The sequence below is a fragment of the Sinimarinibacterium arenosum genome, from assembly GCF_005047655.1.
In the GTDB taxonomy this organism is placed as follows: Bacteria; Pseudomonadota; Gammaproteobacteria; order Nevskiales; family Nevskiaceae; genus Solimonas.
Map to the genome: position 1 here is coordinate 186,723 of NZ_SUKF01000002.1, position 17,195 is coordinate 203,917.

The 17,195-nt window shown below is 62.7% G+C and carries 15 protein-coding genes; 11 read left to right on the top strand and 4 right to left on the bottom strand.

Features of this window, described 5'->3' with window-relative positions:
* Positions 1–4: 4 nt before the first annotated feature.
* On the bottom strand, positions 5–955 hold the full coding sequence (locus E4T66_RS04340) for a respiratory chain complex I subunit 1 family protein (protein ID WP_136847684.1): 951 nt from the start codon (positions 953–955) through the stop codon (positions 5–7).
* Positions 952–2,943, bottom strand: a complete 1,992-nt coding sequence (gene hyfB / locus E4T66_RS04345) for a hydrogenase 4 subunit B (RefSeq protein WP_136848058.1) — start codon at positions 2,941–2,943, stop codon at positions 952–954. The genes E4T66_RS04340 and hyfB overlap by 4 nt, the downstream gene beginning before the upstream one ends.
* 148 nt (positions 2,944–3,091) lie before the next feature.
* On the opposite strand from hyfB, the gene E4T66_RS04350 reads away from it, so the two are divergent.
* The 9 genes from E4T66_RS04350 to E4T66_RS04390 all read left to right on the top strand — a co-directional run bounded on the left by E4T66_RS04350 (position 3,092) and on the right by E4T66_RS04390 (position 10,369).
* Complete coding sequence (locus E4T66_RS04350) at positions 3,092–3,298, top strand: CopG family transcriptional regulator (protein WP_136847685.1); 207 nt, start codon at positions 3,092–3,094, stop codon at positions 3,296–3,298.
* Positions 3,299–3,500: 202 nt separating this feature from the next.
* The gene (locus tag E4T66_RS04355; protein WP_169577466.1) at positions 3,501–3,818 is read left to right on the top strand and encodes a YceK/YidQ family lipoprotein; all 318 of its coding nucleotides are present in this window, start codon (positions 3,501–3,503) and stop codon (positions 3,816–3,818) included.
* Between the two features lie 578 nt (positions 3,819–4,396).
* The gene (locus E4T66_RS04360) at positions 4,397–5,233 is read left to right on the top strand and encodes an alpha/beta hydrolase family protein (RefSeq protein WP_136847687.1); all 837 of its coding nucleotides are present in this window, start codon (positions 4,397–4,399) and stop codon (positions 5,231–5,233) included.
* Positions 5,234–5,554: 321 nt separating this feature from the next.
* Entirely contained in the window at positions 5,555–5,959 is a 405-nt protein-coding gene (locus E4T66_RS04365) for an LIC_13387 family protein (RefSeq protein ID WP_248679428.1), read from the top strand.
* Between the two features lie 118 nt (positions 5,960–6,077).
* Complete coding sequence (locus E4T66_RS04370; protein ID WP_136847689.1) at positions 6,078–6,293, top strand: hypothetical protein; 216 nt, start codon at positions 6,078–6,080, stop codon at positions 6,291–6,293.
* A 669-nt stretch (positions 6,294–6,962) separates the two neighbouring features.
* Entirely contained in the window at positions 6,963–7,322 is a 360-nt protein-coding gene (locus tag E4T66_RS04375) for a hypothetical protein (protein ID WP_136847690.1), read from the top strand.
* Positions 7,323–7,420: 98 nt separating this feature from the next.
* Positions 7,421–7,693: a DUF2164 domain-containing protein gene (locus tag E4T66_RS04380; protein ID WP_136847691.1), complete on the top strand. Its 273-nt coding sequence runs from the start codon at positions 7,421–7,423 to the stop codon at positions 7,691–7,693.
* Positions 7,694–7,831: 138 nt separating this feature from the next.
* On the top strand, positions 7,832–9,262 hold the full coding sequence (locus E4T66_RS04385) for a glutamate-cysteine ligase family protein (protein ID WP_136847692.1): 1,431 nt from the start codon (positions 7,832–7,834) through the stop codon (positions 9,260–9,262).
* A 96-nt stretch (positions 9,263–9,358) separates the two neighbouring features.
* Positions 9,359–10,369, top strand: coding sequence for a M14 family metallopeptidase (locus tag E4T66_RS04390; protein WP_136847693.1), 1,011 nt, complete (start codon positions 9,359–9,361; stop codon positions 10,367–10,369).
* Between the two features lie 31 nt (positions 10,370–10,400).
* On the opposite strand, the gene E4T66_RS04395 is transcribed toward E4T66_RS04390, so the two are convergent.
* Positions 10,401–13,448 carry a DUF748 domain-containing protein gene (locus E4T66_RS04395; RefSeq protein ID WP_136847694.1) on the bottom strand — a complete coding sequence of 1,016 codons (3,048 nt, stop codon included), beginning with the start codon at positions 13,446–13,448 and terminating at the stop codon, positions 10,401–10,403.
* 217 nt (positions 13,449–13,665) lie between these two features.
* On the opposite strand from E4T66_RS04395, the gene E4T66_RS04400 reads away from it, so the two are divergent.
* Complete coding sequence (locus E4T66_RS04400; RefSeq protein WP_136848059.1) at positions 13,666–15,021, top strand: alkaline phosphatase family protein; 1,356 nt, start codon at positions 13,666–13,668, stop codon at positions 15,019–15,021.
* 93 nt (positions 15,022–15,114) lie between these two features.
* Entirely contained in the window at positions 15,115–15,384 is a 270-nt protein-coding gene (locus tag E4T66_RS04405; protein WP_136847695.1) for a hypothetical protein, read from the top strand.
* Between the two features lie 66 nt (positions 15,385–15,450).
* Here E4T66_RS04405 and E4T66_RS04410 read toward each other — a convergent pair whose 3' ends face one another.
* Positions 15,451–17,124, bottom strand: coding sequence for an alpha/beta fold hydrolase (locus E4T66_RS04410; RefSeq protein WP_136847696.1), 1,674 nt, complete (start codon positions 17,122–17,124; stop codon positions 15,451–15,453).
* Positions 17,125–17,195: the final 71 nt, after the last annotated feature.

Sequence of the window (17,195 nt, forward strand, 5' to 3'; positions counted from 1 at the left end):
GTCTCTAGCTCCTGAGTAGCAGTCGCACGAGCAGCCCCAGGACCGCGAGCAGGAACGCCATCGCCAGAAATTCTGGCGCGCGGAAGATGCGCAGCTTGGCACTGAGCGTTTCCATCAACGCCAGTCCGGCACCGGCAACCACAAGCTTGAGCAGCAACAGACCGAACGCCAGCAGCAAGCCCTCCGCTCCAGCCGAGGCTGGCGCCAGCCCCCAGGGCAGGAACAGCGCAAATCCAATGCAGGCGTAGTTGAACAGCTTCAGTGCACTCGCCCATTCGATCAGCGCGAGGTGACGTGCCGAATACTCGAGCACCATCGCCTCGTGGATCATCGTCAGCTCGAGATGCGTGGTCGGGTTGTCGATCGGAATGCGCGCATTCTCCGCCAGCAGCACCATCACGAAGGCGACAGCGGCGAAGGCCAGACTCGGATAGATCGCCACCGCACGGCCGGCCAGGGTTTCAGCCATCACCGGCAACTCGGTACTGCCGACGATCAGCGAAGCGGTGAACACCACCATCAACAGTGCCGGCTCGGCCAGAAAGCCGATCATCATTTCGCGCCGCGCACCCAGCGTGCCAAACGCAGTGCCAATGTCCATTGCGGCCAGCGCGATGAATACACGCGCGGTGGCAAACAACCCGACCAGGGCTATGGCGTCGGCACTTTTACCGAACGGCAATGCCGTCGACAGCGAAGGCACGATCGCTGCAGCGGTTGCCATCGCACCGAACAGCAGGTACGGCACCGCGCGGAACAACGGCGATGCGCCTTCGGCGATCACGGCGTCCTTGTGCAACAGCTTGCGGATCGTGCGGTATGGCTGCAGCAGCGACGGCGCAGTCCGGTTCGATAACCACGCGCGGCACTGATTGACCCAGCCCAGAAACAGCGGCGCCAGCGCCACGCCGATCAGCACGCTGAGCAACTGTGTCAGCACCGTGATGGCGTTCATAGCACGATCACCAGAAGGGCAATCAGGGTCACGAAGCTATACAGCAGATAGATGCCGATACGACCGTGCTGCAGCCGGCCGACCAGAGCAGCAACACGCAACACCGCGCGTGCAATCGGCAAGTACAGCGCCGCCCAGAATCGGTCCAGCACTTCCACCCGATAGCGCGGTGCTTTATCGAATGGAGTCGGCAGCTCACGCCGCATGCTGAAAAAAGGTTCGAAGATATGGCGGATCGGCTGGCCGAAACCTTCAGCCGTGTCCTGCATCCGTGAGGTCTGCAACGGATACCCGCAATCCCAGGCCGGCGCCCGCCGCACGCGGCCGTGATACAGCCGACGCACACCGAACACCGTCAGACCCACCACCAGGACCGCGCCCAGCAGGAACACGATCGGGCTGTAGGCGGCGCGCTCGGAGGACATCGGCACCAAAGCCCACACGCTACGACCCTGCAATTCCAATCCGCTGCCCAGCAGCAGCACATTGACCCGGTCGATCTGCAACAACACCCAGGCCGGCACCAGACCCAGCAGCACACAACCGACCGACAACCACACCAGGCCCACGCGCTCCAGCACGCTGCAGTCACGCGCCTCGGCCAGCTGCGGCTCGCGATGCTGCCCCAGAAACACCACGCCGTAGAACTTCACCATCACGTAGGCTGCGAGCGCCGCCGTCAGTGCCAGCGCCGCCGCGCCCAACGGAATCATCATGTTCGCGAACGGCTGCGGCAGCTGCGGTGTGAACAGGAAGCTCTGCAGCAACAGCCATTCCGATACGAAGCCGTTCAACGGCGGCAAGCCAGCGATCGCAAAAGTACCGATCAGAGCGGTCCACGCCACCCACGGCATACGCCGGATCAATCCACCGAGCTTGCCCAGGCTGCGCTCGTGCGTGGCATGCAGCACAGAGCCGGTCGCCAGAAACAACAGACTCTTGAACAGCGCGTGATTGAGGCTGTGATACAGCATCGCTGCCAATGCCAGCGCAGCCAGCGCAGGCATGCCGGAGCAATGGAACAGGATCGCAAGACCGAATGCAGCGAACGCGATCCCGATGTTCTCGATCGAGGAATACGCCAGCAGGCGCTTCATGTCGGTCTGCACGGCGGCGAACACCACGCCGAACAGGGCGGTGAACAGGCCCGCGGCCAACGCCACCGCACCCCACCACCACAGCTGCGCATGCAACAGATCAAAGCTGACGCGTAGCACGCCGTACAAAGCGGTCTTCAGCATCACGCCGCTCATCAGCGCCGACACCGGCGAAGGCGCTGCGGGATGGGCCTCCGGCAGCCAGACGTGCAACGGCACCAGACCCGCCTTGGCGCCGAAGCCGAACAACGCCAGGAAGAACGCAGCGCTGGCCCAGGTCGGTGACAGCTGCGCCTGTCGCATCGCGTCGAAAGCAAACTGCCACTGTCCGCCCTGCAGCACGCCGAAGGACAGCAGGATGCTGATTGCACCAACGTGCGCCAACAACAGATACAGGAAGCCTGCGCTGCGGATCTCGGCGATACGATGCTGCGTCGTCACCAGGAAATACGACGACAGCGCCATCGTCTCCCACGCCACCATGAAGCCATAGGCGTCGTTTGCCATCAGCACCAGCGCCATGCTGGCCAGGAACACGTGGTATTGAAGACACAGCAGTCCCGGCGCCGTGCCCTCACCGTCGCGGAAGTAGCCGGCAGAGAAAATCGAGATGCCGGCCGACGCCACCCCCAGCAGGACCAGGAAGAACGCGCTCAAGGCATCCAGGCGCAAATGAAACGGCAGGTCCGGCAAACCCAGCGGCAGGGTCACACTGATCGGGTCCGCTGACAGCGCCGGAAACGCGCAGGCCATCAGCGCCACGCCCCCCGCTGCACCCAGCGGGAACAAGACTCGCGCGACGATCCGTGTGCTCTGCGGCCGCAGCAGGCCCGCCAGACCAATCAGCAACCAAGCCACCACCACCGCCAACGGCCCGCCGATCCCAGCCATCAGCGCAGTCACATCCCTGCTCCTTCAGGCATACCGGAGCATGCGCATGCGACAACCCACAGACGCAGGGAGGCTACGGCGCTCAATTGACAGATGATAATAGGATTATCATGCTACACATTATCAGTTTAAATATGATGTACACGCAATGCCCCTAGAACAGCGCACCGCGCGACTGACAGTGCTGATCGATCCCGGCAAGAAAGCCGTCTTTGAACGCCTGTGCGCGCTGGAAGACCAGACCCCGTCGCAAGTCGTACGGCGCCTGATGCGGGAATACATCGAGCAGAAGCTCGGGCGCCCCTGGACGCCGGACACCTCCGTCGACGACATCAAACGACCGATATCCGAATAAGCTGCGCGGAACTTCGCCGCCGGCCTCAATAGCAGCATCACGCCGATCCAATTGATCTGCCGCGAGGCAGGCACGCCCGCACCCGCTCCGGGCCATTTGCCGACAGCGCCGGCCAGCGCTATAAACACCGTCAGCTGAGCCCTTCAGCAGGTTGCCGACAGACGCAGCCGCTGAAACACAGAGCCCACGGGAGGGCATGCAAATGCAAAAGTCGGTTTTCCATCTGTTGCCGCTTGGCATCACCAGCCTGCTGATGTGCGCATGCTCAACCATGAGTTCCGCGCCCTACATGTCGCAGACCAGCCCCAAATTCTTCACGGGAACACGCCTGAACATCGCGGCAATCGGTGAGGACTACGAAACGTTGTCCCACTTCGGGCGCTACGGAATGAAGCCTGCAAAGTACCCCATCGTTGACCTGCCACTGAGCGGCGCATTCGACATCGTTCTCCTGCCTTACATCGCCGGTTGCGCCATCGAGCCATTTGGCCAGGATTTCAGTTGCTTCGCCGGACCGTGACAGTCATCAGCCGCATTCGGCTGAGAGGCGCAGCCGCCGCCGAACCACGCAGCGGAAGTGCCCCTCACTAACCGCAGGTTCACGCAGGCATTCGACCAAACCAGGGCACTCCAACTGACTTGATCGAAGCAGCAGCAAAACGTGCCCCAAGGAGGCTGTTCACCGGCTTGGACGGATAGATCTCTGTAGGGATTCAACGTCTTGTGTAGGTTTTTTCTTACATTCATGCAGGTGTGTTTATGAGAAAATCACGCACGATCAGTAAATTGCGAAATTTACAAGCACCTAATGCATTGCGTGGAGTGAGACAGATGGATCAGAAGAGCCGAACGAACGTGTGGAGAAGCAGTTGGATTACCGTTTTATCGATCTCCCTTCTCGCTCTTGTCAGTGGGTGCAGCAACGACAGCAACAATGACTCGGCGGGCGGCGGCAGCGGCACCGCGAAGTCCTGCCAGCAGTCATACAGCCCCGAGCTTGCACAGGCCGGCGATGATTGCACCCCGCAGTACGGCGTCTATTGTCCGGACATCTCTAGCTCTGTACTCAACAGCACCGAAGCGACGCCTTGCGACGGCGTGAACATCTCAGAGGGCAGTGCTGAAGTCGATGGCCTGACCTCCGACTTCCTGGTGCTGACCCCGGCGGGAACCAACACCTACGCAGGCACTTACCTAGCCCTGCACTGGGCCGAAGCCAACGCGCCGACAATGGTCGACCGCATGCGGCTGGGCGAGCTGGCCAAGGCACGCAATCTGCGCGTCGTGGTACCGACCGCACCGGGCCCCGTCCGCAGCTGGGGCAACTCGGTCGTGATTCCGCTCAATAGCGTTGATCAGCGCATCGCAATGGTCGACGCGGTTCTGGCGGCGGCTGACGGCATCTCCAAGGCCAACGGCCCGCTGATCGTCGGCGGCGTCTCCGGCGGCGGCATCCTGGCTTTCCAGTACGCCTGCGCTCGCGCTCCCGCCGTTACCGGCGCGATCATTGTTGCCGCGGAAATCCGCGCCGGCGACTTGGACACCTGCCAGCCGGCCGGGCCGTTCGCCAGCATCCAGGTGCATGGCACTGCCGACTTGGTTGCGCCATACATGGCCGTTCCCGTCCTGTCGGCGGGCGCCGAGGAAATCTTCCAGCGCCTGTACGAGAACAACGGCTGCACCGCCGACAACGTCCAGACCACGCAGATGGCCACCGACAGCAATCCGCTGATCTCCGAGATCGATGTCGCCTGGGCCAAGGACGGCTGCACCACCGGCAAGGGCAGTTCACTGATCTCCGTGCAGAACGGCGGCCACAACTGGCCGGGCTACAGCGGCCCGCTGGATCTACCGGTCAACCTCTATGGCCCGACCGCAGACGGATTCGATACCACCCTGCAGGGCTACGATCTGATCAAGTATCTCGGCGGCTGATCAGCTCGCCAGTACGACAGAGATACGAAAGAGGCCGCAGAGAAATCTGCGGCCTCTTTCATTGGGTAGAAGAAAGAAGCGCCCTCACCAATCGGCACACCGGTCAGCCCATCGGCAGTTGCGCATGGAAGGCGCAGGTTCACCCCCATTGTCGTCGACAGCGAGATGCAGGCTGCGTAATGCGTTGGTCGAAACGGTTCCTGTGCCGCATGCAGTCCACTTCATTGAAAAAGCGCACCGCAGACCAGTAAGCCGTCCACGATAGGTTTCCGTCGCGTAACCTCAGGCCGAACCGACTGAGGAGCGATACGCGTGGTCCCAATGATTCTGATGATTATCAGCTCAGGCATCATGCTTGCTCTGGGCGCAGCCCATCTGCTGTTTACATTCCATGGACCGAAGCTGACACCGCGCGATCCGGCACTGCAAACAAGCATGCAGCAGGTCTCACCTGTCATTACCTCACAAACAACAATGTGGAATGCCTGGCTGGGCTTCAACGCCAGCCACAGCATGGGAGCCATTCTTTTTGGCTTGATTTACGGTTTCCTCGCGATCCAGCACGGATCACTGCTGTTTCAATCGGCGTTTCTGCTCTCGGCCGGATTGGCCATGCTCGGAGGGTATCTGGCGCTGGGAAAGCTCTACTGGTTCCGTGTTCCGTTCACTGGCATCACAGTGGCCCTGGTCTGCTATATCGCCAGCGTTGCACTGTCACTGCGCTGAAGCCCTGCCAAATCATCGATCACCATGCCCCACACGCACCGACTCCTGAAACGATTGTGGTGCACGCGGCCTGAACGTTGCCCAGCGATCACACCCATTGCCCCATTCGACAGCTTAGATGCGCGATATGCAGGGAATTTTTCGCCGCAGCCTTGCTCACAACATCCACATCGAAGTTGGCACCGCGCTTGCTTTTCTCCAAGAAGCAGAAAAGTATGCACCCCCACCTGATGCGTGCATGACAAGCAGCAAGCTTGTGTTCGCGCTGCAAATGTCGACTGCACCAGGCTGGTTTATGGCCAATATATGGTCCGACGGAGGGAGACAGGACTGATGAAATCGGCAGGCAGCCGCCATGGATGAAAAAGCGGAAGCGTCAATCGCACAGGTATGGCGTGAGCGCAGCTACTGGTATGACTACTCCCCGCAAACAGGCTGGGTCCTGAATCGCACCCGAGTCTCGAGAGTGTGGTTCCTCGCATCGGTGATCATTGCGCAGAGTCTCGACTCTGTTCCCCTCTGACGCTCTAGCGCGCCAGATCTACAGACATCAAGAACCACTCGCATATGACGGCGCTCGTAAGGTCTTGTGCGTGCACGGACGTGAACTGCGGCATCGTCTGCGCACAGACCACAGCAACTCAGTTCGGTCCCGAGGCTGGACCGGGCAACCATCATCGCCATCACGTCTGTGGGAACCACGCCGGCCAACTTGGCGTCGGCGACTTTCTGGACAAACCCATCGACGATGGGCGACCTGGCATTGAGCCGTCTTGCCGCCACCGCCACGTTGTTCGGCCCGACACCCATGTGCATCCTCGCCTTTCCGCAGCGCGCCGCACAGCGATCGCGCTGACGCTCAAGTTCAAACTGCGCATGCGTTGATGACGTGCAGGCACATCGTTGGAATCCCTACACGGCCGCGCGGGCATGTCGTGAAAGAATGGACCCGTTGCGCTCGCACAGCCCACGCGTCAAACATCCAAATGCCTAGGGAGGTTCCATGTTCAGACGAATGATCACGCTCCTGTTCTGCATCGCTGCAGCAGGATGCTCAACCACCGGTCACTTCAAGGTTCCGGCCAATTCCAAGTTGTATATCTACGAGCGACCCGAACCGGTACAGGTTCAGGCGGACGGCAGCGTGACGACGACACCGTTCTTCTGGACCGCTGCCGGCATCCCTCCGAACAGCGGCATACCCTATCGGCTGGAACAAGACGGGCAAACCACGCAGCAGGGTCGTCTGCGCGCCCAGTTCCGTGTGGTTTCGATTTTCTGGCCCCCGCTCGGCGCAATTTACTGGCCGATGGGCTTCAATCCGGACGTCACCTACGATCTGGTCAACCAAACGCAGGAGTAACCGCGCCCCTGCGCTGAGACTCCGTGTATCACCGGGGTGCACCCAATCGTGCACTCCGGATCATTCACCAGTTCAATTGCCTGACGGGCACTGACCGCATGCCGATCGAAATTCCGAAACCCCTGCGCGCGACCGCGGTGTCGTCAATCCAGCGTTACTTTGCAGAGAACATGGAGGAACCCATCGGCAACATCGCTGCGGATGGGCTGCTCGACTACTTCCTGCAGGAGATTGGTCCCTTGGTCTACAACCAGGCGATCAGTGACGCGCAGACACGGATGCAACAACGCGCAGCCGAACTGGATATCGAACTGCACGAAGAGCCCATGCAGTACTGGATCAAAGCAGACCGAGGTCGCAAATCACGCTGAACGATGCACCCGAAGGCAAACGCGGGTTGTGCCTGTGCCGTCAACGCGCACTGCCCGCGCATCCTGCGCCGCCTACCCATCAGCCCTGCCCGCGCTTACACGCTAAGCTGACAGCATTGTCCACAGCGGATCGGGGCCATGGGCCAGGAAATTTCACACTCGCAATTCAGCGCGGAAGAGCACGCGGCCTTTCACGCCCGCTTGCGTGAAGAAACCAAGACGCTGAAGCACTGGTTCGATCAGCGCGCTTTTGATGGTGCGGCGCAAGCCACCAGCGGCCTCGAAGTCGAAGCCTGGCTGCTGGACCAGAACTACCTGCCCGCAGCACGCAACGCCGAATTTCTTGCTGCGGTGGATCATCCATATGTCGTGCCGGAGCTGTCGCAGTTCAACTTCGAACTGAACTCCGACCCGCTGGCATTGGAGGGCGATTTCCTGAGCCGGACCCTCGCCGGTCTGAGCGACACCTGGCAGCGCTGCAAAGTTGCCGCAGAGCAATTGCAGCTGCAGCCTCTGGCGATCGGCATTCTGCCAACCGTGCGTGACGAGATGCTGCAACCCGAGCACATGTCCGCGTCGCACCGCTATCAGGCGCTGAATCAGGAATTGCTGCGCCTGCGCCAGATGACACCGCTGCACATCGACATCGCCGGCAAGGACACGCTGAACTATCACTGTTCGCATTTGATGCTGGAGGCCGCCTGCACCTCGCTGCAGGTGCATTTGAAGCTTCCGCAGGATCTGGCGCCGCGCTTCTACAACGCCGCAGTCATGGCCGCAGCCCCGCTGATCGCCGCGACCGCCAACTCGCCCTTTCTCTACGGCAAGTCGCTGTGGGCGGAAACCCGGGTGCCCGCGTTTGAACAGGTCACGGCAGCGCACGGATTCAAGGATGCGGAAGGACGCGAGGTCGGACGCGTCACCCTGGGCACCGGCTATCTGCGGCATTCGTTGCTCGAACTTTTTCTGGAAAACCTGAGCTACCCGACGCTGCTGCCCGAACTGGGCAGCGCCTCGACACCCCTGTCGACGCTGCGCCCGCACAACGGCACGATCTGGCGCTGGTGTCGCCCGATCGTCGGCTTTGAAGCCGACGGCACGCCGCACCTGCGGATCGAACACCGGGTAATGCCCGCCGGACCGACAATGGTCGACATGGTCGCCAACATGGCGTTGTGCCTCGGCCTCAGCCTGGTCCTCGGCCACGCCGACATCGCACCCGAGCTATGGACACCGTTCGAGGACGCGCGCTCGAACTTCTATACCTGCGCCCGCGACGGACTCGAAGCCCAGGTTCGCTGGTCAGGCACGCAAGGCTCCGTGCAATCGCTGCTGCTGGATCGCCTGATACCCGCCGCCAAGACCGCGCTCGCGGACGCCGGCCTCGACCGCAAGGATCTGGATTACTACTTCGACGAAGTCCTGCATCCGCGCGTACTGACCGGGATCAACGGCAGCACATGGCAGCGTCGCTATATTCAGACTCATGGCTGCGATTTCCAGGCGCTGACCGAACGCTATGCAACGCTGCAAGAACTCGGCGCTCCGGGACACACATGGCCGGTATAGCCGGACACGTTATCCCGTCGATTGGATCGCATCCCTGTTCCCTTTCCAGTACCAACAATACCGGCACTCACTGCACCCGGTTTTCGGAAACATCGCATGAGGCTTGACCGCCTGAACCATCTGCCGGCACAACTGCTCGATATCGCCCCGCGCGAAATCCGGCGCGTATTTCCGCACCCGACGCTGATCACTGTCGAAGGCCGCCATCGCGAGCCACTGTTTCTGGCAACCGTGCTTCACGGCAACGAAACCACGAGCTTCTACGTCCTGCAGGATCTCGCGCGCCGCTACGCGCACACGCCGCCACCGCGCAGCCTGATGATCTTCGTCGGCAACGTTGACGCTGCGGAAGCCGGCGTCCGGCGCCTGCCCGGACAGCATGACTTCAACCGTATCTGGGCTGGCGGTGATGGCCCATTGTTCGAACTGGCGCAGACGGTGCTGCAGACCGCACGCGACGCGCGCCCCTTCGCCAGCATCGACATCCACAACAATACCGGCACCAATCCGCACTACGGATGCGTCAACAGCATGCGCCCCGCTGCGCTGCATCTGGCCGCGCTGTTCTCACGCATTGGCGTGTACTACCGCAATCCGCTGACAACGCAGTCGCTTGCGTTCACGGCGTTCTGTCCCGCGGTGACCATCGAGTGCGGCCGCCCGGACGATGCCGCGGGGGTAACACAGGCCATCAACCTTGTGGACGCGGTCCTGCACATGGATCACCTGCCCGAGCGCATGCCCGCTCCCAGTGATCTGACGCTGTACGAAACGGTGGGCCGCGTGGTCGTTGACGAGGGCCGCAGTTTTTCGTTCGGTGACAATGGCACCGATCTCGCGCTCAGCACCGAACTGGGCCGGATGAATTTTTCGGAAATGCCCGCCGGTGCAATCTGGGGGCATTCACTGTGCTCCCGCTCGCCGCTGCGGGTGTACGACGAAAACGACGTCGACCTCACGGACCAGTTTTTCAGCCGGCATGACGCGACGATCCAGCTTACGCGCGCGGCAACCCCGGCCATGATCACGCCCGACCTCGAGGTGATCCGCCAGGATTGCCTGTGTTACTTGATGCAGCCGCTGCCGTATCCGGAGATCGTGCAGTAGAACGCGGCCCTGCGTCAGAGCCCAGGACGATTCAGGGTGCGGGCGCCTTGATGACGCCGAGCTTCACGACCACCCATCCGCGCTGATCCAGTTCCGCCGTCTCCACGGCCTTGATCTGAACACGCCCTGCAGCAATCGCACCGCTTTGCGTCAGCGCCGCAACCACCGCCTGCGCACGCGCGGTAGCAAGCGCCTCAAGGTCCGCATCGCTGATCGCTTCGGCCTGCTCCAGCCGGCCCTGCAGCTCCGACACGTACGCCGACTCGTCGAGCTGCGGTTTACCCTGCGGATCATCCGGCGGCGGACGCCGGAAGCCGGCCTGCAAATCCTTCAGCGAATCATCCGGAAAGCGTGCATGGAACAGCTCCTCGACCACCTTGCGCTGCAATACCGTGCGGCTCTGTTCACGTGACTTGCCTGCGCGCAACGCTTCGATCGCGGACTCGATCTGCGCAGTCACACGCTGCGCCTGCAACGCTGCGCGATCGGGTGCGGCCACAAATGCGCCCGGCACCTCCAGCGCCAGATTCGGCCGCTTCTGCAACGCCTCGGTCAGCTTGGACAGCTGTTCCAGTGCCGGCGGCGGCACCTCGGACAATCCCGGTTCGAATGCGATCTGATCGAACTGTTCGGAGTCCATGCCGACCAGACTGCCGAGAAAGCGGAACGGCGACGTCACCACACCAGTGATCAGTTGCACGATGGCATTGCGGATGACGCCGCCAAGTTCGAACTGCGGATCGTCGATGTTGCCGCGCACCGGCAGATCGACCTGGATCTTGCCGTCCGAGTCCTTCAGCAGTGCAATCGCCAGCCCCAGTGGCAGGTTCATCGCGTCCGGCTGATCCAGCTTTTCACCAAGCTGAAGATCGCTGATGACCACGCTGTTGTCGCCCTTCAAGGCGCCGCCCTCGATGCGGTACTGCAGGCTGACTTCGAGCCGACCGCTATCGATGCGGCGCCCGGCAAACTTGACCGTGTACGGCGACAGATCCGGGAATTCGATATTGCGGAACAGCACACGGATGTCGGTGTCGACCGTGGGATCGAAGGGGGTCAGCTTGCCCTGGATGCGCGCGACGCCGTAGTCATTGACCTGTCCATTCAGACGCAGCTTGGCCGGATTGCGGCTGGTCGTCGACAGCGTCGACACCTCGCCTTCCAGCTGGGTGATGTGGGTGGCAAACGGCAGCGGCAATGAACGATCGGCGAAATCGGCCGATCCCTTCGACAGGCTGATCTTGCCAATCGTGACCGCCGTTGACGCGCCGCTGTCCTTGTCTCCCGACTTGTTCGCGGCAGCAGGTTCCGCACGCTTCACCAGCAACTGCTGCACATTGGTGGTCTGGTCGGCATTGACCTGCACTCGCGCATACGGCGCGCTGAGCGCCACCTCCGAAACGTCGAACGCGTTGTCCGCCATGCGGTAGGCGTAGTGGTCGACCGCCAGCTGCCGCCAGGCCAACAGGCGCTTGCCATCCGCCGCATCGCGTACATCAAGACCCGCGAAGCTCAGATTGCCTTCGACTGCCAGCGCATCAATCGACGGCATCGCCACCTGCGTCTCGAAGCCCAGCGCACCGCCGTCGATCCGCACACGCGCGAACTCGCTCGCATAGGGCTGAATCACCGCCACGGCGAGGTCACTCCCCTTGATGCTTGCGTCCAGAGTCGGCTGCGGCAGCACGGAGAATGTCCCGTCCGCCTTCACACTGCCCCCGGAATCCAGCGTCAGGCCGAGGCTCAGCGGAAACTTCGCACCCGCGGCGTTGCTCAGGGATTTCGCCGTCAGCGCGATCTTCGAAACCGTCACGCTGGCCGGCGTCTTCGGCACCTTGTCGACAAACCGCAGGCGACCCTCTTGCAGCGACGCACTGCCCAGCTGCAGCGTCCAGTCCGCCATCGGCGCAGCAGGCTCCGACTCAGTCACGCTCGACACGGCAGCCACAGCCGCAGTGTCCTGCTTCGATTCAGCGGGCGCCTTCGCCTTCACCAGCTGCGCCAGACTCAGGGTGCCCTGGGCGTTGCGTGAGGCACGCAGATCCAGTCCCGACAGCGTCAGGCTCTCGGCGCGGACCACCTTGCCCGGCCACTCGAAGTGCCCACCGGCGAGTCGCAACTGCGGCAGCTGCAGAAACGGCGTGTCGTCGCCATTCGCACGCAGGGCCAGATCCTGCAGCACCAGCTCCAGCTGATCGACACTGACGGCAATACCGCCATCGGCGTGTGATCCGACCTGATAGTCCAGGTTCAGCGTCGTCTTCGATTCACCCGCTGTGAAATTCACTGCATCCTGCAGGTAGCGGCTCAGCACCGTGACATAGGCGCCGCTGGCGGCAATGTGTCCGCTCGATTGCAGCGGACTCAGCTGCAGACTGCCGCCCCAGGCCAGACGCCCACCGTCCTCGGTGTCGATCACGATCTGATGCGTGCCGGTCTGCTCGGGCAGCGTGCTCAGATTGTGCGCTTCGAGACTGACCGGACCGACGTGCGTGGCGAAAGCCGGCGTGCGCGAGTCATCACGGATATCCGCATTGAAATCGACCATCGCCAGCGACTGGATCACCAGCCGCACCCTGCGGCCATCGGCCTCCGGTTCAGGTTCGGGCGCCGGCTCATCGGTCGCGGGGGCGGCCGGAATCGCCGCGATCATGCGACCGATATTGGTGTCTCCATCGGCGTAGCGGATCAGGTCGCTGCTGGCGCCTTCGAGCCGGATCTCGCGGAAGGTCCAGGCCCAATGGAACAGACTGCTGAGCTGGAAATCGACATAGAAGCGATCGAACCCGAACAGCGGCGCTCCATCCGGCTCGCTGACGCGCAAGCCACGCACCTCGGCGCTCAGTGCATAGGGATTGAAACGAACCTGCTCGACCTGCGCCGGCCGTCCCAGATTTTTTTCGATCGCCGCAACGATCTGTCGCTGCGCAATCCATGGCACCAGGAAGAACCCAGCCAGGGTGTATGCCAACACGGCGACGAGCAGCCAGAAGCGCTTGTGTCGCGGACTGACCCAGGCGCGGGGATCTGCCAGCTGCTGAAGGGCTGCGCGCCAATCGAATGTTTGCTTGCCGATCACGGAATTTGTTTGAGGTTATTGAGAGCTGCACCGACCGACGCCGCATCGAGCTGCGTCAATCGGAATATACGGGCTGAGGACGCAAGCGGATGACGAAGTATACCGCCGCTCGCCGGTGGTAAATCCGCACCACGCACGCAGCTTCCATGCGTCGCTGTCATCAAACCGTGATGAGATTCCGCAGGGACACTTACAGGGGCGAACCGTGGCACCACCGATGGATCGAAGGGACTTTCTGCGCCAGACCGGCATGATTGGCGCCGGCATGGCCTCCGGCCTGCTTGCCGCCTGCGGCGGCAGCGATGATGCGGCATCCGCCGTTGCGCAGCCGCGCAGCCTGCCGGCGCCGGAGGATTCCGGCATCGATCACATTGTCGTGGTGACGATGGAGAACCGCTCCTTCGACCACATGCTCGGCTGGGTGCCGGGCGCCAACGGACGTCAGGCCGGATTGCAGTACCCGGACACCAACGGCGTGATGCAGTCCACGCACCACCTGACGCCGGACTATCAGGGCTGCGGCCTCGAAGATCCGCCGCACGGCTACGATCACGGCCACGCCATTCTCAATGGCGGCAAGATGGATCAGTTCCTGCGCGACACCCCGGTCGGCGATCTGTTTCCCATCGGCTACTACACCGCCGACGATCTGCCGTTCTACAAGGGCTGCGCCGAACACTGGACCATCTGCGACCGCTATCACAGCGCGATGCTGGCCTCGACCCAGTCCAACCGCATGTACATGCACAGCGGCCAGTCCGACCGCACCAACAACAGCAGCGGCGCACTCGACCCGATCCCCAAGATCTCGACCCTGCCGACGATCTGGGACGATGCCCGCGCCGCCGGCGTGCGCACCGGCTACTACTACAACAACCTGCCGTACACGGCGATCTGGGGCACAAAGTACCTCGGCATCTCGCGGCCGTATGCCAGCTTCGCGCTGGAAGCCGCCGCCGGCCTGTTGCCCAACATCACCTATATCGACCCGTTCTTCTACCAGGACGGACTCGATCATCTGTGCAACGACGATCACCCGCACGCCGACGTGCGCAATGGCCAGGCGTTTCTCAACGATATCTACAACGCCCTGCGCAACGCTCCGACCTGGGACAGGACACTGCTCGTCATCAACTACGACGAATGGGGCGGCTTCTTCGATCATGTCGAACCGCCGTTGATGCCGGTGTCCGAGGAAGAAGCCGCGATTGGCAACGACGGCCGCCTCGGCATCCGCACGCCGTGCGTGCTGATCGGCCCGCGCGTGCGCAAGGGCTACGTCGAGAAGGCGCTGCTGGAACCCAACTCCATTCTCAAGTTCATGGAATGGCGCTGGGGCCTGCCGCCGCTGGGCGTGCGTGCGGCGACCACGAACAATCTGGCCTATGCGCTGGACTTCGACAGCGCCCCGCGCAGCGATGCTCCGGCCTTCGACGTCCCGAGCAATGCCGGTCAGTCGCAGATCTGCGCGTTCACCAGCAAAGCCGCCGGCATGACCGACTCAATGGCCGCGCATGCCCGCGAGATCGAAAGCCTGCAGGCGCTGGCACGCAGCCAGGGATTTGCCTGTTAGGCGCCGCGCACAGCCCGCTGACCCAGATCAAGGCACCGCCGGCTGCGACCATGGAGACTTGATGCACAACCTAACCCTCATGGAAGTGATGCCATGTCCCGACTCGATACCGCTCTTCAGAACGACCTCAAACTGCTCAAGCTGCTGCGCGACGAAATCAAGCTGCAGTCGCACCTGCTCGCCGCCGAAGCCAAGGACCGCTGGCAGGCTCTGGAAGCGCAGTGGAGTGAACTTGAAGCCAAGGTCAAGCACGCCGAAGCCGCAGCAGGCGAATCCACCAAGGACGCCGAAACCGCCGTCGGCATGATGGTCGACGCGCTGAAGACCGGCTACGCCAACGTCAAATCCGCGTTGAAGCACTAAACGCTTCAACCGCTCCTGTCTCTCTGCCCCTGCGGGCGTCATGCTTGGCGTGACGCCCGCTCTTCTTTAGAAAATTCCGGCTGGAGCTCGGCGGCGGCGCAATGCCGCCAACGCACTCAAGCCCAGCAGCGTCGTCAGCCCTGCGGCCCCACCGCTGCTCTCCCTGAAATCCGCGCCCAGGCCAGCACCGAGATCGCTGCAACCGGCCCGAATGTCGTCGCAGACATGGGCCTGTCCGCCACGGTCAGGGAACACCCTCGCGGAGCGGTAGTAGAAGCTGTAGCGTTCCTGCCAATCGGCATCGGCCAATAATCGCGCATCCGCATCGGCAAAACCGGTCTCGCCGCCGCGCTTGAGCCAGCGGTCGAACCACGCCAGCGTGTAGTGCTCGATCATCGGCCGTCCCCAGCCTCCGACACAGGTGTTGTCGACCACCTCCGGACACCACGACGTCGCCGGGAATGTCGGCAGCAATGAAAAATCCAGATGCGTGCTGCCAGCAATGACGATCTCCGCCACTGGCACATTCACCGCGCGCCACGCCGCCACCGCACGCCCGGTGAACCGGTCCGGATCGGGCGGCGCGGTATACGGCCCGATCGCAAAACCATATTCGGAGGTGAAGCCCAGACTCGGCACGCGCGGCACGATCGCCGGCACCGGCGTCGCCACCAGCCCGCCGAGCAAGGCATTGATCCCCGGCGTACTGAGCACGAAGTCCTCCAGCGGGGTGCCGACCAGCAGACTGCCGTCGACAGCGCCGCCGCTTTCGTCCACCGGCAGCGCACCCAGCGCATTGGCGTTGAGCGGATGCGCCGGATCGCCCAGCGCATCCCAGGCCACGACCGCGTCGACCGGATTGCTCGCGTCGATCAAGCCCGGCCACGGCTCCGCGCCCTCAGCACCGTAGCTCTGCACGATCGTGACCGCACCGGCCCCCATCGAATGCCCGGCAATGCCCAGCCGCGTGTGATCCAGACGCTCGCCCAGCGGATTGAACGCGGTGACCTCAGTCGGGTACGTGCCGGCACAGCTCAGGTTGTGCGGGTATGGCTGCACGCTGCTGGAGTGGAAGAAATCGATGGCGTCGACCAATCCCTCCCAGAACACCGACGGATTCAAATTGGTGCCTGGCTCGCCGCTGGGCGCGGTGTTGTCGGAGCGGCCCTGCCCGCGCGGGTCGAAGGTCATCACCTGATAACCCGCCTGCACCAGCAGCTTGGCCGCCCACCAATACAAAGTCTCCGGCGCCTGTACCGAGCCGTTGATGATGACGATGCCCGGCAGATTCGTGCCCTGCTTCGGCGACCACACCCGGCCAGACAGACGCGCGCACTCACGGTCGTAGAACACCACCGGCGCAACGTCGATTTCGTCGTAGACCGCATCGATGCCGGGATAGATGAACGGATCACCGGTGCATGGCAATGACCAGGTGGCGCATAACGGCGCCACTGGCAGATTCACCGCGCCGGAGAGCGACCAGCTCGGATCGTCGATGCTGCGCTGCAGATAGGACTGGAAGTTCAGCAGGCTCTGCTCAGTCCAGCGCACACCCAGCGCCGGGTTGCTCACCGGCTCGCTGACGCCCGCGCCCATGCGCGCGAAATTCTCCGCCTCGCGCGCAGTCCACTCCGGTGACGGATAGTCCGGACCTTCCGGAATCGCCAGCGCCAGCTGCGGCAGCAGCAGCGCGGCCAGTAGCAGGGGCCGCAACCACAGTGTCGGCATCGGGCGCATGGGGGACTCTCCTCGCATCAATCTCGTTATGGCACCAGTGTACGAGCAGCGATGCCACAGCCCCAATGACG

What these genes read in the sequence shown, in the direction of transcription:
- E4T66_RS04340 (WP_136847684.1), bottom strand. Translation starts at nt 955, where the DNA reads ATGAACGCCATCACGGTGCTGACACAGTTGCTCAGCGTGCTGATCGGC.
- hyfB (WP_136848058.1), bottom strand. Translation starts at nt 2,943, where the DNA reads ATGGCTGGGATCGGCGGGCCGTTGGCGGTGGTGGTGGCTTGGTTGCTG.
- E4T66_RS04350 (WP_136847685.1), top strand. Translation starts at nt 3,092, where the DNA reads ATGCCCCTAGAACAGCGCACCGCGCGACTGACAGTGCTGATCGATCCC.
- E4T66_RS04355 (WP_169577466.1), top strand. Translation starts at nt 3,501, where the DNA reads ATGCAAAAGTCGGTTTTCCATCTGTTGCCGCTTGGCATCACCAGCCTG.
- E4T66_RS04365 (WP_248679428.1), top strand. Translation starts at nt 5,555, where the DNA reads ATGATTCTGATGATTATCAGCTCAGGCATCATGCTTGCTCTGGGCGCA.
- E4T66_RS04370 (WP_136847689.1), top strand. Translation starts at nt 6,078, where the DNA reads ATGCGCGATATGCAGGGAATTTTTCGCCGCAGCCTTGCTCACAACATC.
- E4T66_RS04375 (WP_136847690.1), top strand. Translation starts at nt 6,963, where the DNA reads ATGTTCAGACGAATGATCACGCTCCTGTTCTGCATCGCTGCAGCAGGA.
- E4T66_RS04380 (WP_136847691.1), top strand. Translation starts at nt 7,421, where the DNA reads ATGCCGATCGAAATTCCGAAACCCCTGCGCGCGACCGCGGTGTCGTCA.
- E4T66_RS04385 (WP_136847692.1), top strand. Translation starts at nt 7,832, where the DNA reads ATGGGCCAGGAAATTTCACACTCGCAATTCAGCGCGGAAGAGCACGCG.
- E4T66_RS04390 (WP_136847693.1), top strand. Translation starts at nt 9,359, where the DNA reads ATGAGGCTTGACCGCCTGAACCATCTGCCGGCACAACTGCTCGATATC.
- E4T66_RS04400 (WP_136848059.1), top strand. Translation starts at nt 13,666, where the DNA reads ATGGATCGAAGGGACTTTCTGCGCCAGACCGGCATGATTGGCGCCGGC.
- E4T66_RS04405 (WP_136847695.1), top strand. Translation starts at nt 15,115, where the DNA reads ATGTCCCGACTCGATACCGCTCTTCAGAACGACCTCAAACTGCTCAAG.
- E4T66_RS04410 (WP_136847696.1), bottom strand. Translation starts at nt 17,124, where the DNA reads ATGCGCCCGATGCCGACACTGTGGTTGCGGCCCCTGCTACTGGCCGCG.